Annotated in this window: 16 protein-coding genes and 2 pseudogenes; 10 read left to right on the plus strand and 8 right to left on the minus strand. The window is 60.2% G+C overall.

Annotated features, from left to right (window positions below):
* Positions 1-132 precede the first annotated feature (132 nt).
* Positions 133-336, plus strand: a complete 204-nt coding sequence (locus tag QZ648_RS11950) for a hypothetical protein (protein ID WP_169065292.1) — start codon at positions 133-135, stop codon at positions 334-336.
* 73 nt (positions 337-409) lie between these two features.
* Here the strand turns inward: QZ648_RS11950 and QZ648_RS11955 are convergent, their stop codons facing one another.
* Complete coding sequence (locus QZ648_RS11955) at positions 410-1,498, minus strand: acyltransferase (protein WP_291997169.1); 1,089 nt, start codon at positions 1,496-1,498, stop codon at positions 410-412.
* Positions 1,499-1,615: 117 nt separating this feature from the next.
* Here QZ648_RS11955 and QZ648_RS24960 point away from each other — a divergent pair.
* Positions 1,616-1,780 (plus strand): annotated as a pseudogene (locus tag QZ648_RS24960) (hypothetical protein); the annotation flags it as partial.
* 246 nt (positions 1,781-2,026) lie between these two features.
* Here the strand turns inward: QZ648_RS24960 and QZ648_RS11965 are convergent.
* The 5 genes from QZ648_RS11965 to QZ648_RS11985 all read right to left on the minus strand — a co-directional run bounded on the left by QZ648_RS11965 (position 2,027) and on the right by QZ648_RS11985 (position 6,834).
* Entirely contained in the window at positions 2,027-2,506 is a 480-nt protein-coding gene (locus QZ648_RS11965) for a cupredoxin family protein (protein WP_169065298.1), read from the minus strand.
* A gap of 74 nt (positions 2,507-2,580) precedes the next feature.
* Positions 2,581-3,777, minus strand: coding sequence for a copper resistance protein B (locus QZ648_RS11970; RefSeq protein WP_291997170.1), 1,197 nt, complete (start codon positions 3,775-3,777; stop codon positions 2,581-2,583).
* Between the two features lie 26 nt (positions 3,778-3,803).
* Positions 3,804-5,642: a copper resistance system multicopper oxidase gene (locus QZ648_RS11975; RefSeq protein WP_291997171.1), complete on the minus strand. Its 1,839-nt coding sequence runs from the start codon at positions 5,640-5,642 to the stop codon at positions 3,804-3,806.
* Positions 5,643-5,892: 250 nt separating this feature from the next.
* Complete coding sequence (locus QZ648_RS11980; protein WP_291997172.1) at positions 5,893-6,330, minus strand: c-type cytochrome; 438 nt, start codon at positions 6,328-6,330, stop codon at positions 5,893-5,895.
* A gap of 165 nt (positions 6,331-6,495) precedes the next feature.
* Positions 6,496-6,834, minus strand: a complete 339-nt coding sequence (locus QZ648_RS11985; protein WP_169065288.1) for a hypothetical protein — start codon at positions 6,832-6,834, stop codon at positions 6,496-6,498.
* 222 nt (positions 6,835-7,056) lie between these two features.
* Here QZ648_RS11985 and QZ648_RS11990 point away from each other — a divergent pair, with 222 nt between their 5' ends.
* The 3 genes and pseudogenes from QZ648_RS11990 to QZ648_RS12000 all read left to right on the plus strand — a co-directional run.
* Entirely contained in the window at positions 7,057-7,338 is a 282-nt protein-coding gene (locus QZ648_RS11990; protein WP_291994677.1) for a DUF1778 domain-containing protein, read from the plus strand.
* On the plus strand, positions 7,335-7,856 hold the full coding sequence (locus QZ648_RS11995) for a GNAT family N-acetyltransferase (RefSeq protein ID WP_291997173.1): 522 nt from the start codon (positions 7,335-7,337) through the stop codon (positions 7,854-7,856). The genes QZ648_RS11990 and QZ648_RS11995 overlap by 4 nt, the downstream gene beginning before the upstream one ends.
* A 661-nt stretch (positions 7,857-8,517) precedes the next feature.
* Positions 8,518-8,619 (plus strand): annotated as a pseudogene (locus QZ648_RS12000) (DUF4400 domain-containing protein); the annotation flags it as partial.
* A 96-nt stretch (positions 8,620-8,715) separates the two neighbouring features.
* Here QZ648_RS12000 and QZ648_RS12005 read toward each other — a convergent pair.
* Positions 8,716-9,585, minus strand: a complete 870-nt coding sequence (locus QZ648_RS12005; RefSeq protein WP_291997174.1) for an ImmA/IrrE family metallo-endopeptidase — start codon at positions 9,583-9,585, stop codon at positions 8,716-8,718.
* Positions 9,586-9,587: 2 nt separating this feature from the next.
* Positions 9,588-9,977 (minus strand): helix-turn-helix transcriptional regulator, encoded by a 390-nt coding sequence (locus QZ648_RS12010; RefSeq protein WP_291997175.1) that lies wholly within the window; start codon positions 9,975-9,977, stop codon positions 9,588-9,590.
* A gap of 286 nt (positions 9,978-10,263) precedes the next feature.
* Between QZ648_RS12010 and QZ648_RS12015 the strand changes: the two genes are divergently transcribed.
* Genes QZ648_RS12015 through QZ648_RS12035 form a run of 5 tightly spaced genes read left to right on the plus strand, consistent with a single transcriptional unit; the run spans position 10,264 to position 14,724 of the window.
* Positions 10,264-10,488, plus strand: a complete 225-nt coding sequence (locus tag QZ648_RS12015) for a DUF2188 domain-containing protein (RefSeq protein WP_291997176.1) — start codon at positions 10,264-10,266, stop codon at positions 10,486-10,488.
* Positions 10,489-10,494: 6 nt separating this feature from the next.
* Positions 10,495-11,496 (plus strand): CBASS cGAMP-activated phospholipase, encoded by a 1,002-nt coding sequence (locus tag QZ648_RS12020; RefSeq protein WP_291997177.1) that lies wholly within the window; start codon positions 10,495-10,497, stop codon positions 11,494-11,496.
* Positions 11,490-12,632 (plus strand): CBASS cGAMP synthase, encoded by a 1,143-nt coding sequence (locus tag QZ648_RS12025; RefSeq protein WP_291997178.1) that lies wholly within the window; start codon positions 11,490-11,492, stop codon positions 12,630-12,632. The genes QZ648_RS12020 and QZ648_RS12025 overlap by 7 nt, the downstream gene beginning before the upstream one ends.
* Entirely contained in the window at positions 12,629-14,260 is a 1,632-nt protein-coding gene (locus QZ648_RS12030) for a ThiF family adenylyltransferase (RefSeq protein WP_291997179.1), read from the plus strand. Before QZ648_RS12025 ends, QZ648_RS12030 begins: the two co-directional genes overlap by 4 nt.
* A complete protein-coding gene (locus tag QZ648_RS12035) occupies positions 14,248-14,724 on the plus strand; it encodes a Mov34/MPN/PAD-1 family protein (RefSeq protein ID WP_291997242.1) in 477 nt (158 codons plus the stop codon). Before QZ648_RS12030 ends, QZ648_RS12035 begins: the two co-directional genes overlap by 13 nt.
* Positions 14,725-15,427 lie beyond the last annotated feature (703 nt).

Raw genomic sequence — 15,427 nt, forward strand, 5'->3', positions numbered from 1 at the left:
TGATGCGCGCGTGGCGGGCATCGATCGCCGCGGGTGAAGGCTAGCGCTTAAGTCGCGTCGCTGTTCCGTCGCTCCACGAACCCCTATCACCAGCTACGCTCGACCATCGCACAGGTCGGTGGAAAGAAGGAATTGACCGGGCTCACTGACATCGAAATAGAGATCGGAAACCAGGGCGCACGCCTGATCGCCGGGCTTGAGTTGGGACGCCGGAGTTTTCTGAGGTTCCGGCCTACACCCCCCAAAAAGAAAGTAAAAGGAGCCGGGCTCACATTTCACTCCGTCGAGATCGATCCCGAACTGTCGCTGGTGACGACTCACGTTCCGATCTGGTGACGAAAACATAGGACTCCCCGCAGCATCCAACTTCGCGTTCGCAATATCCCCCATCCCCCTAGTTTTCCGCGCACTACCTGCGGCCGAGTCGCCCCGCCGGACGTTCGATCCAGCGATGGAACAGGCCGGCGGTCAGTAGGCTCAGAGCAAACGCCAGCACCAGGCCGACTACTGCCCCGGCAGGCGTCGTCCAGTCCATCCGGGTCCACACGGTGGCGACGATCACCAAAACCGGGAAATGGACGAGAAAAAGGCTGTAAGAAGCATTGCCGATCCAGCTGATCGTACGGCTGTGGGGCCAGTGCTGCCCCCACCCCGAGCGTAGCGAACTGAACACGAGGAAGCCAACGACGGACGCGCTCAAAAGGCGCCAGCGCCATTCGAACACCATGGCAGCGACGAACAGTAGTTGATAGAACCAGAATTCCCGACTGCTTCCGCCGACGTGCACCGCGCGCTGGATGACGATACCCATGAAGAAATAGGGGAAGAAGTAGAGCCACCAGTGATCCCAGGCTTCGTTCAGGTTGAAGTAAAACAGCGAAAAGGCCGCCAACAGCCAGCCGAGGAGACCAACGAACGGAGCTTTGTCCCGGGCGAGCGTGTCGCGTAGCAACAATCCGGCAGCGTAGACGAGGCCAAGCTGGAAGTTGATGCAGACGAACCAGAGGCCGGCCGACAATTGCTCGTAACCCAGAATGTCCTGCAGAAAGAACAGGTGCGCGAGGAGTTGCGGCAAAGAGACGGGTTCTCCGACCACGGAATCGGGCAACCAGCCGCGCGCGACAAGGTAACTCGAAACCGCCAGCGCAATGGCGCCGAGATAGGGGATGACGAGCCGAAGGTAGCGCTGGACGACGAACGAACGCATGCTTCTCAGGTTCCAGTTCTGCCGGCTCATGCTGAGCGCCATGACGTAGCCGCCCACCACGAAAAAAACCTGCGTCGCCCGAGCGTTGAATTCCAGCCAATCGAGCATATCGCCAAGCAGCGGTGCCGCCCATTGCCGCAAGGGCGGATAGAGTGCGAAGTGGTGCCAGAGAATGACAATCGCAGCCACGGCCCGCAGGGCAGTAATGAATTGCTGTCGCTGCTTCTCCTGCGCAATCGGCGTGCTGTTGACGTACACGCCGGAACTGGCAATCGCTACTGAAAAACTCATTGTCTTCCGTTCGTGTGTAATGGCGACTTAACGCCTCACTCGGGAAACGGCTGACGCTGTACGTCCAATTCTTTACCTCCACAAGAAACAGAAACTGTAAGCCGTTATTTTTTTACGCTGACGGCACCGGAGCTCGAGGCCCTCGATCAACGCCGCTCGGTCCACACCAAGATCCACTTTCTGCTGCATCTAGGCTACTTCCGTGCTCGCCAGCACTCCTTCCGCTTCGAACTGCCGGCTGTGCGCGACGACGTCGACTATCTGCGCCGGCGCTACTTCGACAACAAGGCGGTCGCCGACCTCACGGTCTCGGACCATGCCCGCAAGCGCCACGTCGAGGCGCATGCTGCACATCGCCAGTCGGCCGGTCTATATCCTGCACGAGTTGGTGGATCTGCTGTGCAGGGAACGGATCGTCCTGCCCGGAGACACCATCCTTCAGAACATGGTACACAGAGCACTGGCCTTCGAGCGCAAGCGACTGGCCGGGGCACTCGAAGGATCAATGGCCACCGAGCTGGCTCGAGCTTACTTGCTTACCGTCACCTTGGCGACCATGCCGGCTTCCATATGACCTGGAATGAGGCAAGCGAAATCGACGCTGCCGGGTCGGTCAAATTTCCAGATCAGGCCGCCGCGCTGACCCGGCTTGAGGGTGATCATGTTGGGCTCTTCGTGTTCCATGCTGGGAAACTTGCGCATCATTTCAGCGTGCTCCTTGAGCTCGGCCATTGATCCGATGACCATTTCATGCGGCACCTTGCCGCGGTTCTTGAGGAAGAAGCGGACGGTCTCGCCGGCCTTGACCGTGACGTGATCCGGAACGAAGCGCATCGAGTCGTCCATGTTCACGTCGATGGTACGCGTAACGTCAGCCGCTTTCCCGGGGACGCCGACCGTGCTCGCGTGCTGGTCACCATGCATCGCATGGCCGCCCTGGTGGTCGCCAGCGGCCATCGCCGCGGCGGATGCAAGGCTCAGGAAAAGGAGGATGCTTGGTTTCTTCATGGTCATTGATCTCTCTGGTCGTTGTCTTCAATTGCGGTAAGTGGGCAAATCAATCGCGGGCTCCTGCGTCCTTGTCAAAACCAGAAGCGCAGGCCGGCAACCCACAGGGTATCGCTGGTTCGTGTGCCCTCGTCCTTGGCCAGGTCAGCGGTTCGGCCGTATTTGCCGGCCCATTCGACGCCGACGTAGGGTGCAAACTGGCGGGAAATCTCATAACGCAGGCGTAGGCCGGCAACGGCGTCGGAGACACCACTGCCGATGCCACGGGCGACATCATCCTTGCCGTAAGCATTGATCTCAATGCGCGGCTGCAGGACCAGGCGCTGCGTGAGCAACAGCTCGTACTCGGCGCTCAGGCGCAGTGCCGTACGTCCTTCATTGCCCACGTAGGCAGTCGCGTCAAGCTCGAACCAGTAGGGGGCGAGCCCTTGTACGCCGAAGGCGGCCCAGGTCCGATTGGGTCCTTCTCCCGAATCGAAGCGCACACCGAGCTGTGTGTCCCAGTAGCTGGCGATGGCGTGCCCCCATAGGACTTCGGTACGGGCGTCTTCGAGCTTGCTGTTGGCGTATTCACCCTCCGCCTTGACCACCAGACGATTGTAGTTGCGGCCGAACCAGGCCTGTGCGTCGTAGGAGGTGCCATTACCGTCGTTGCCATACACACGCTCCAGGCGATCGAAGAGCACGGCACCGAAACTATGCTCGTCCGCCAGGCGCAAGCGCTCCGGCCCGGGGAGTGCATATTTCCCCGTGTCGAGCGTATAGCCGTCCGAGTACGCGTTTGGGTCGCGGGCGTCGGCGGGCGCGCTGCCACCCTGCATCTTCATGTCGCCATGGTCCATACCTACCATGTCGCCGGCAGCGGCGGCTGGAGGAGTCTTCGTCATGCCGCCGTCGGCATCTGGCATGGCGCCAGTTTTCATCGCTTCGTGGTTCATTCCATCCATCGGCATCGCTGGCGTCGCAGCGGGACGGGTGCCACCCTGCATTTTCATGTCGCCGTGGTCCATGCCCGCCATGCCTGACATATCATCGGCAGCAGCGGCGCCCGGCATCGCCTTCTTCATGCCATCCCCGGCATCGGGCTTTGCACCAGTTGCCATGTGCTCGTGCGTCATTCCGGACATTGGCATCGCTGGTGCAGCGACGGGCGCCGGTGACGGCGCGCCATGATGTCCCGCGTGTTCGTCCGCCGCCTGCGCTGATTGCGCCCACGCGGTAGTGGCGCCCGACAAGGCGATGCCCAGAGCCAGCGCGCTGAATTTCCGCATCGTGTTCTCCCTTTTGATTGAAGCGCTCATGTCACCACCACCTCGCGGAACATGCCCGCGTCCATGTGGAACAGGAGGTGGCAGTGCCAAGCCCAGCGACCGAGCGCGTCGGCCGTGACCAGGAAACTCAAGCGCTGTGCAGGCTGTACCGGAATCGTGTGCCGGCGCGCCTGGAATTGGCCGTCTGGTGATTCGAGTTCGCTCCACATGCCGTGCAAGTGCATCGGGTGGGTCATCATCGTGTCGTTGTGCAGGATGACCCGCAGGCGTTCGCCGTAGTTGAAATGCACCGGGGTGGATTGGCCAAATTCGAGGCCGTCGACCGACCAGGCGTAACGCTCCATGTTGCCGGTCAGGTGGAGCTCGATCTCGCGCTCGGCCCCGCGTGGGTCCATCGGCCCGCCGATGGTCGACAGGTCGGCGAGCGTGAGTACCTTGCGGCCGTTGTTGCGCAGGCCGACGCCGGGGTCGTCGAGATTGGTTCGCGGCATGTCCACCCGCATGTCGGTGCTCGGGCCGTATTCAGTACGAGCATGGCGCACGATCTGGCTGGCAGTCGCCAGCCCGCCCATCGGCATGCCGTGCTTACTGTGATCCATGGCCATCGCGCCGTGGTTCATTCCGGCCATCTTCCCGTGATCCATGCCTGCCATGCCTGCCATTGCCCCATGGTCCATGCCGGCCATGCTGCCACTGGCCATTCCGCCGCCCATCGCACCCATCATGTCGGACATCGACAACCACTCCACGGCATCCAGCTCGGGCACCGCCGGACTCAGTCCGTCACGCACGGCCAGCGTCCCGCGCGCATAACCGCTGCGGTCCATCGACTGCGCGAAAATGGTGTAGGCCTCGTCCTTTGGCTCGACGATCACATCGTAGGTCTCGCCCGGGCCGAAGCGAAATTCGTCGACGCTCACCGGCTCAATATCGACGCCATCCGCCTGCACCACAGTCATCTTGAGGCCGGGGATGCGCACATCGTAGAAGCTGTTGCCGGCGCCGTTGACGAAGCGCAAGCGCAGGCGCTCACCGGGGCGGAACAGGCCGGTCCAATTGCCCGCCGGCGTGGTTCCGTTCATCAGATAGGTGAGCGTTGCCGCCGACAAATCGGCCAGGTCGGTCGGGCTCATGCGCATTTCGTTCCACATTCGGCGCTTGCTGATTGCCGCTTGCAGGCCCTCGCGCGAGGCGTCACGGAAAAACTGGACCGCAGTCGGTTGGTGGTAGTTGTAGTAATCGCTCTGGGTCTTGAGCTTGGCGAACACCTGCATCGGATCCTGATCGGTCCAGTCGGACAACTGCACCACAAAGTCGCGGTCGGCGCGGATCGTTTCCCCGTCACGCGGCTCGATGATGATCGTGCCGTACATGCCGGTAATTTCCTGCATGCCGGAGTGCGAGTGGTACCAGTAGGTGCCGCTCTGCTCGATACGGAAGCGATAGGTGAAGGTTTCGCCCGGCGCGATGCCGGCAAAACTGATCCCGGGAACGCCGTCCATCTGGTAGGGCAGGATGATGCCATGCCAATGGATCGAGGTCGCTACCGGCAGCCGGTTGGTGACCCGGATGGTGACTGCATCACCTTCGCGCAAACGCAAGGTGGGCGCGGGGATCGAACCGTTGATGGTCGTCGCCATGCGCGGCGTGCCGGTGAAGTTCACCGCAGTCTCGGCGATTACAAGATCGATACTTTCTCCCGACAGCACCGGCGCTGCAGTTGCCGAGCCCTGGCCGACAGCCGCCAGAGCGGTGCCAACGAAGGACGGCAGGCTCGCCAGGACACCACCGGCCACAAGCCCCTGAACGAATCGCCGCCGCGGCGGGTGTGGAACGGCGAGCGAGAACGGTAAACGATTCCTCATTTTGCAATGGTCTCCAAGCAGAAATGGCGTAGCTGTCCACGGTGGCGAAGCAGCGCGGTCGTGACGATAAGCGCACCACTACGAGACCACGAAACCAGCGGTTTTAAAGCCCGGTCAGTCGGCGCTGCCGGCGTCGCTTTGAAGCCGACAATTGTGATTGCGTGTCTGATTGCCTGTACTTGTCGATTGATGAGGCCCTGGAGCGAGTGGTCAACACATCCGGCTTGGCCTGCAACGACGGCGGATGGCCTTATTGAATGCCTGCCTTGCGCTGCTCGAGCCGCACATAGGCGGTGATCTGTGCGACGTCGTCCGGGGTCAGGCCGGGAACCGGCGCCATGTCGCCGAACTTCCAGTGGTGCGCACGCGAGCCGCTTTTTACCGCCAGCTGGAATGCGGCGTCACCGTGATGCGAGGGTTCGTAAATTTTGCTTAGCATCGGTGGCCCCTTGTCGCTGCCTTGCAGACTGGCGCCGTGGCAGGACGCGCAGCTTTTCTCGAAGAGGGCCTTGCCTGCTGCCGGGTTGGGCATCAGCCCGGGGCTCGGTTGTGGCACCTGGATGCTTTGCGCCGCGACGGGCAGGCTGATTGCCGCCGCTACGATGAACAGCGCGAGCAGGCAAAGCTGTAGGTGGCTGTGGCGATGGTTTGCGGAAATCGCGCTCGCTCGACTGAAGGTCTTGCTCACTTATGCTTTTCCTTGATGGTCGTGGTGGCTGCCAGCCCCCGGTGGTGGTGCCGAGCAGCAGGAGTGTGGTGTCGACCTGGCATGCGCTTCTGCGTTGGCTTTCCGCCATTCACGAAAGCTGTCCAGGAGTCGTTTCAGCCAGGGCATCATGTGACTTCCTTGGATCTATTTCGCTTGACTGCCGTGCATGCCGGGCATCATCGGCATCCCTTTCTGCCCCGGCATACCCATGTTGCCCTGGCCGCCGCCCATCGGACAGCCTGCGCCGAAGTCTTTCATCATCGCTTGCATGTCGTCCATTTGTGCCGCCATCATCGGCATGCGTGCTGCGCCTTCCGTCTGTTGCATGGCTTGCATACGCGCCTGCATGGCCTGCATCCGGGTCTGCATCTGGTCGTGCATCGAGTCTGCCGGCGTTGCTTTTTCGGCAGCCAGCAAGGCAAGCGGTGCGCTCAGCGCAGCGGACAAGGCGATCATCAGAATCTTGCGGGGCAGAGTTTTCATGGCCATTCCTCGTTTTGGTTAGCGGTTCGTCGTTGGCAATGCATTACGTTTACGAGTATCGATGATCAATACCGACGGCAAGCTGTCACGGGAATGACATTTCTGTCATCTGCGTTCTTACTTGTTACTTGGGGTCGCCTCAGAAAACGGAAAAATCGTACGCTAATATGAATTGACGCGTACGGCAGAGTGCCGTACGCTTCGCGTCAGGAGGACAACACTATGCCCGCAGCCATTTCCACCGCCCGCCTCGAAGCCAGGATCAGCACCGATCTGCATTCGATGCTCAAGCGCGCCGCTGAACTTCAGGGGCGGACCATGACCGACTTCGTGATCACCGCCGTTCAAGACGCAGCACAACGCGCCATCGAGCAAGCCGAAGTTATCCGCCTGTCCATGGCCGATCAGGAGTGCTTTGCTCAGGCGCTGCTGTCGCCGCCTCAGCCGTCACCGGCCTTGGAACGTGCTTTCGCTCGTCGTAGCAAGCTGCTGCGTGCTGAGTGAGTAGCGCGCCGTTCCAGCTCGCGCCGCTCGATGCCACACATGACCGAACGACGTTCAACAGTGCTTCCGAGCCGCTAGACCGCTACTTGCAGGAACACGTCACTCAAGATGTTCGCCGACGCGTTGCCGCCTGTTTTGTCGCGTTGGCTGAGGGGCAACGCATTGCGGGCTACTACACCTTGGCGTCGGCAAGCCTGTTGCTCGCCGATCTTCCGGCCAGTACCGCCAAGAAGCTGCCGCGCTACCCGACCGTGCCAGCGGTACGCATGGGCCGCTTGGCCGTCGATCAGGTATTCAAGGGGCAAGGTCTAGGCGGTGCGCTACTGGCCGATGCGCTCGACCGTGCCGCTCGCTCGGAGATCGCCGCTTATGCCCTGATGGTAGACGCCAAAGACGAGGCGGCAGAGGCCTTCTACCGGCATCATGGATTTATCGCTTTGCCCGACTCTCCGCTGACGCTGTTGCTGCCCCTGGCAACCGCTCTTTCCCCTCGGAAAACGGACAACAAGGCACGCTAAGGCAAATGCTCTCGATACTCGCCATTTGGCGGCTGCTAGATCGGGAACGCTTATTGAGAACACATTGGCTACACAGACGCTAGGCAGTACCACCTTCTTAATGTGAAACAACGCAATCTTGGGGCGCAAAAAAAGCATCGCCGACGATGACGTCGCGATGCCAGGAAAAGAGCCGGGCGGACCCACTCTGATGCCTCTGTCAAGCACCACCCCTGGTGCCTCTAACTTTGGTCGACGAGCAGACCGCGCCTCAATAGGTTTCATGATACGGGGTGGCTGCCGGCTCTGCAATGATCGTTAATGTGAAACAACGCAATCTTGGGGCGCAAAAAAGCATCGCCGACGATGACGTCGCGATGCCAGGAAAAGAGCCGGGCGGACCCGCTATGATGCCTCTGTCAAGCACCACCCCTGGTGCCTCTAACTTTGGTCGGCGAGCAGACCGCGCCTCAATAGGTTTCATGATACGGGGTGGCTGCCGGCTCTGCAATGATCGTTAGGGGCATGCGGAGCGAAGGGCCGGTAGGGATACTCGAGGGGTCACTCCCCTCGCTGCGCTGTGCCGGATGGCAACTCCGTTGCTTCAGCCGGCCACTACGGACGACGGATCTGTCGAAACGGCAGCGAAGTTCGCGATTCCGTGGTCTTATCCCGGTTTCCCCTGCCGGTCAGCGTGAACCCGCTGCTGATCCTGCTGCCCAGCGCAGCGCTGCTCGGCGCGGCGGTGTGCATCGCAGCGGCAAAGTTCAAGAAATACCTGTAGGAACGCGCGATAGATTCTCCATCTCGGACCTCGTGGGTACGCTGCATGGAGGGATGATGAATTTCAATACCTATCGGCACAATCTGTGATCGCTTTTCAGCGGCGCCGGCTTCGCCCCGGCCATGGCAGTTCTCCCGTCAGTTCAGCCAAGCCTCCATCGTCTTCGACACGTGCGCCGAAGCGGTTCACCTCAACCTCCGGCAAATCGTCGTTGTCCAACGATAGCAAGGAGATGGTGGTATCGATGCGATGGTAATGTCTTGAAAGTTCCCAGAGGTCAAGGCCCTTTCCCCAGTTGTCGAACCAGACGTCCTGTGAAACTTTCCCCGTCTCAGTGGCGCTATTCCTTGAAGAGCGGATTCGGTGAGCCACGGAGCCTACTGGAATTACCGACCTGGGAGGTATCCAGGCCCCTGCTTGCCGCAAGGCCGTGGAGCGTGCGGCATACCGCACCGCTCCGCGCTCCATGGTGACGAATGCGCACGGCATGTCGCTAAGACTGGCAAACCTTGACGCCGCTGCAGGGAATGATGTGCCGAACAAGTCGGCCATGTGTTGGATGAGTTCCAGGGAGGGCTCTTCCTTGGGAACAGCGGAGAGCCATTGCTGATAGGGCATCAGCAGTTCAGCGGCAAACGTGTCGCAGGCGATCTCGTTCGGATGTCGTTTTGCATAGGACCATGACGGCACCTCGTCGTGACTTGATTCCAAGCCAAGCACGATATGAGCTATTTCGTGGCAGACAGTGAAGCGCTGGCGCTCTTCGGTTTCCAGCCAATTCACAGTGATAATTTGCTTCCCGTTCGGCTTGGTAACGGTATAGCCAGACTCCCCCTCGCCAAGCTCATCCTTCTTGACCTTGGCGTTAGCAGCCGTCACATACGGCGACAGGTCTTCTCGGATGTTCGAAACATCGACTCTCGCGACAAACGCGCGCGCTCGCTGCCTGACATCCGCCTCGTCCATGCTCAATCATCCTCGTCGTCGTCGAAAAGCCTCTTGATTCGGGCGATAAGCGTCGCGGGGTCAGGCCTTGCATTTCCCCGATGCTTGACACCAGCAGCGGCCGAAAAGATATCAATGCTGATTGAGGGGTCCTGTAGCACGTATTCAACAAGGCTTGGATCAGCGTCTGCGTGGTCAACCAGCCACATCACGAGCGCGGCATCTCTTTCTCCCGGCTTGAGAACCTTCAACAGCTTCTCAACCAAGTCTTGCGATGGGTTTGTTTTCTCGCCTCTTTCGAGGCGGTGGACATAAGCATGGTCAACTGACGATAGCTGGCCGGTCTCACGCAGGGAGAGCGTTCTGCGTTCGCGTAGCGTCTTGAGGGCTACGCCAAGGCCTGTTTGCGGCATGAGTTCTGATCCTTGCGGTTGAGGGACGAAGGGCCGAGCCCTCGGTTTCCCTTCCACACCCGGTGATGTTCGAAGGCGTACGCCGCGCGCCAGTTGCAACGGCGCACGTGCTCTGATACATTGTTGTCCAGCCAGACAACGGCTGTAGGTTTTACGCCTGCTGCAGATTGGATTGGCTTGGTCTTCCTGTTGTCTGCATGAGCAACGGATTGTGCTACAGAGGGCGGCCATTGACAACCCAGCCGAGCGGCTGGGACTTCGATAGTTCCACTGTAGGAGATCCATCATGGCAGGCAAGAATCAGCATGTTGTTCCTCATCAGGATGGTTGGGCCGTCAAGGGAGCCGGCAATCAGCGGGCGACCTCCGTGCACGACACGCAGCAACAGGCCATTAACGCAGCGAGGGATATCGCACGCAACCAGCAATCCGAACTCGTCATCCATCGTCCGGATGGCCGTATCCGTGACAAGGACAGCCACGGCAACGACCCCTTCCCGCCGAAGGGCTGAAGTGCCATGACCGGCATCCCTACCTACCACGTGCTCGCCCTGTCAGGGGGCGGTTATCGCGGCCTGTACACCGCCACGGTTCTCGCCGAACTCGAAACCGCGCTGGGCCGTCCTATCGCTTCGCACTTTGATCTGATTTGCGGCACATCGGCAGGAGGGATGCTGGCTTTGGGGTTGGCTGCGGAAATTCCGGCCCACGAACTCAAGGCACTGTTTGAAGAACAGGGCAGCCGCATCTTTGGTTGCCGCAGTCTGCCGAGGCGGATCCTGGGGTTCTGGTTGACCGCAAAGCATGACTCAACAGGGCTGCGAGAGGTACTGACCGAGCGCTTCCAAGGGACCACGATCGGAGACCTGAAACATCGTGTTCTCGTGCCAGCAGTCAACTACTCGACAGGTCGCGGGCAGTTCTTCAAAACACCGCACCATCCGTCCTTTGAACTGGATCACCGCATGAAGATCGTCGATGTTGCGTTGGCGACAGCCGCCGCGCCCGTCTACTTTCCTCTGGCGCGCAACGACCGCGGTGTCTTCGCGGACGGGGGGCTGGTGGGCAACGCCCCCGGCCTGTTCGGGTTGCACGAAGTCAAGACGTTCCTGGCGCCGAAACAGGATGCGCTGGTTCGGGTCCTCGCCATCGGCACGATGACCATCGGTGCGACCGTTCGCGGCGGCGCCAGCCTTGACCGCGGATTCGGCAAGTGGCGCGGGGGGCTCTTCGACCTCGTGATTTCCGCCCAGGAGTCGTCGGTGGACTACATGCTGCGGCAGGCGCTGGGGAACAACTACTTCCAGATCGACGACAAGGCGACACCGGATCAGAGCAAGGACGTGAAGTCGCTGGATCGGGTCTCCATTGGCGCCACGAATACGCTCAAGGATCGCGGCAACCACGCGGCGCAGCGTGCGCTCGGCGATCCTCTTTTCCAACCGTTTCGAGCGCACCAGGCCGGCGCTCCCATCTTCTATCACGGCCCAAACAAAAATGCTCCGGAGGCCGCATGCTGAACCTGAGCCCGCTTTTCTTCACCACCGTTGATGACGAATCCTGCATGCATGACGAGCTGGATTTGACGTCTGAGCAACGCGCATGGATCGCCAGCGCACGCGCTGTTGTCAGGGACTGCCTGCGCTCAGGCATCCCTCGCGTGCTGAGGGCAAGCGGATACACGGAAGACGTGCCGCAGCCGCGCTTCTTCACGCAAGGGTCATGGGCATACAAGACCCTGAACTCACCGGCACAACGCCCTCAGCAGGCGGATGTCGATGATGGCTGCTATCTCCCAATGAGTTTCGTCTCGCAGACGAGGCGTCCCAGCACTGCGGCGACGGTGTTCTTTGCCGCTGCGGAAGAAGCATTGAAGCCGCTGGTCGAGGAAAAGAGGTGGAGGCTTGTCACCGACAAGCCAACGTGCATCCGCATCGTCATTGCGAGCTATGCACACATTGACATCCCGCTGTACGCGATCCCCGATCAGGAATTTGTCAATCTGGCAGAGGCCTCTATGAGGCGCTTTGGGTATGACTCGCTGATGGACGCCGTGATCAAAGCGGAGCGGGATGCTTGGACGGCATTGCCTCGCGAGAAGGTGCTCCTCGCCCACCGGGAATGCAACTGGATGCCATCCGACCCTAGGCCCGTCAAGGAATGGTTCCTGGGCGAGGTGGAAGCCAAGGGGGAGCAGTTCCGGCGTGTGGTTCGTTACCTGAAAGCCTTCCGCGATTGGAGGTGGTCCAGCGGAGGACCCGCCTCGATCCTGTTGATGGCTGCCGCAGCTCCGGTCTTTGAGAAGCGCGACCGGCGCGACGACCTCGCCTTGGTGGATGTTGTCGCTGCACTGCCGGCCCGGTTGCGTGCGGGAGTGAACAACCCCGTGGATGAGTCCGAGTCGCTCACAGAGCGACTTGGTCAGGCGGGTGTCGAAAAAGCGGCAAAGGCCTTCGAAGAATTTGAGAAGGTGCTGCGCGGAGCAACCGGCGCAGGCAGTCCTTCACAGGCCTGCATCTGGATGCGAGGCGAGTTCGGCCCGCGCTTTCCGAATGAGCCGGATCGGGTCAAGGTGGTGTCTGTTGCCGCCACCATTGCCGCGGCTCCCGCCGCTGCTGGTCCTAGCGAACTTATCGGGCGAACGAAGGCTGGATGAGCAGCACCGCAGCAGTCGCAGACGTGATCGAGGCATTCAAGCAGCGAGGCTTCGAGTTTGTTGGCAAGACGGATGACGGCTGGTTCAGGCTGCATGGGCGGTTGACCCCGCCCCAAGCGGACAAGGGTTGTCCGTGCGAAGTCCAGCTCGACCCCAGTTTCTTCGACTTGCCTCGCATCCGGCTGCTGAAAATCCCTCCTGAGCTACCCGCAGCGGTTCCTCATCTTGGCGCAGATGGCGGGCTTTGCTATCTCGCCAGGGGCACCGTCGTTCTGGACATCTACGATCCTGTCGGACAGTCGCTGGCGTGCCTACAACGCGCGGCCGTCGTGTTCGGGAAGATCACGCAGGGAGAGATGATGGAAGAGCTCGCGGAAGAGTTCTTCGCCTATTGGCACGGCTGGTATTGTTTCGTGGACATGCAGGGCGAGGATTTAGGGCGGCAGAACTGCATAGTCGCGCAGGCCAATGGGTGCCCTTTGTGGTTCATCACCGACAACGAGGATCGAACAAGTGAGAAGCTGAAGTCGCTCGGCTACCAAGTCACCGATAGAACGGTGCTGACTTACCGAGTAAAGACTGGTGCTCGACCCCGCCCTTTGACCAGCCATTGGCCTCCTGAAACAGTCGGGGATATTCTGGCGTGGCAGAGCACTCTTGACCCCCGGTGCCGGCGCAAGATTCACGAGCGTATCAAGGAGGGGGAGAGGAAGAAGGCCAACGGAGTTCTGATCGTCATCGAGTCTCCGCTGATGACCTATGGCTTTGCGGTTCTCTACGACCGCCAAAGTCCTGTCCAAAAGAGCAAGCTCGTAGATCGCAGGGATTCGTGCTATGGGTTGAAGGTGATGCCCCTCTCGGTGGTCAGAATTGACGATCGGTATCTTGCCCAGCGGAACATACCGAAGTCAAAAACGCTTGCAGGGAGGAACATCGCCGTCATTGGATGCGGCACGATTGGCGGCTATCTGTCGGATATGCTTGTCAAGGCAGGGGCGGGGACATGCGGCGGAAAACTCACGTTGGTGGATTTCGATTGCCTTCTCCCGCAAAACATCGGGCGCCATCGCCTGGGATTCCCAGACCTTCTGTCGAACAAAGCCGAGGCTATGGCGAAGGAACTCAAGCGCTTGGCGCTAGGCGCCGAGATTCGCGCGCTGCCTGTGGATGTCAGGCAGGCCCAATTTGGAGAGTTGGACCTGCTCGTAGATGCCACCGGGGAAGAAGCCCTCGGGCATTGGCTGTGCGGCCACTATCCGCCTCCGATGCCCATGCTTTCAGTCTGGATCGAGGGGCCGGGAACGGCTGTCCGTGCGCTCCTGAGGACGAACGCATCTGATGCGTGCTATCGATGTCTTTGGCATAGCAACAGAAGAGGCGAGCTCCGTTCTACCATTGATCCTCTTCCGGCCATTTTGGCAGGCCATGGATGCGAGGGCTTGTACGTGCCATTCCCTGCTTCGGTGTCGGTGCACGCTGCCAGCCTGGGCGCTGAGATGACCCTTGATTGGGTCAATGGGGTCTATTCCCCCGCGTTGCGAACGAGGTTGATCGACCGCGCCCAGCAGCTTGCTACACCCGATTGCGATCCGCTGCTGGATCGAGAATGTCCCTTATGCAGTTCATGAGTTCTTGGGCGGCAGACGACAACAGAACGCTGCTGCATTTCTCGAAGTCCACGCTGGAGACTTTCTACCAGCATGTTCAGGCCAGTGATTCTGACTGCGAAGCTGGTGGGCTGCTACTCGGTTCGGTCCATGGAAATCACATGCTCATTGAGCAGGCAACGGCTCCTACCGCATGGGACAAACGATTTCGCTACCTGTTCGAGAGAATGCCATTCGGCCACGAAGCCATCGCTCTGTCCAGTTGGATAGCGAGTCAAGGTACCGTCCGCTATCTGGGTGAATGGCACACCCACCCCGAAGACCATCCTCATCCTTCTGGTCTCGACAGATCGGAATGGAGGCGCTTGTCAGCGAAGCGTCGGGACAAGGGGCCTGTGCTGTCTGTCATTGTCGGGCGCAAAACTCTGCATGTCGAATTGGTGCCGAGTTCAGGTCTCCGTTCGGTATTCTCCGGGGTGGAATAGGGGCTGACAAACGACGCTCCCGGCAACTGGCTAACAGCCGCGAAATCCTCTAGAACGCGGCTTTCGATCCAATACTCGTGTTCAAAGACTGAACGGCAGGTAGACGACAGAATGCTGCCAAATTCAGCGCATTAGGCTAACGGCCACATTGGCCGAACAACTGTCAGAGTCCGCAGATCACGGGACGTCCGGTTCAAGATCAGTTACCCGCCGTTCGCGCCGGATCACATTTCGCGGCCGGTACGTCTGCTTCTGGCCGGCTGCCGACCGACGCCATCCTGCGCCCACCGGCTGCTTCGCGCCACGTAGCGGCCGGTCAGACAGAAAAAAGTGAGATGCGCAGCCGAGTGACCGCTTACGGCTGATTGCTCCAAGTCAAGGTTTTTAAGCAAAGTCGCGGCCGGGTGTCGCGGCCAACCTGAAACTGGTCGCCACCGGCGGACGTGAAACTGGATTTTCTTGGGTTTCTTGATGTTCTTCGAGGGCTTGATCTAGAGCTGGTTTTTCTTCGCTGCTTGGGTCTTCTTTGGTTTTCTTTCCAGATCGTGTAGTAGCCCGTCCTGTGATGAGGCAGGAGGGGAGGCGAGATGGGCAGAGAGCAGCAGGACCCCTGCGTGAATTGCGGTCAGGCGTTTGTGCCGGACAGGCGTAACGCGCGGCATCAGTGTTATTGCGGGGCGGCGGCGTGTAAGGCGGCGAGCAA

The organism is Candidatus Accumulibacter sp. ACC012, from assembly GCF_907163155.1.
In the GTDB taxonomy this organism is placed as follows: Bacteria; Pseudomonadota; Gammaproteobacteria; order Burkholderiales; family Rhodocyclaceae; genus Accumulibacter; species Accumulibacter delftensis.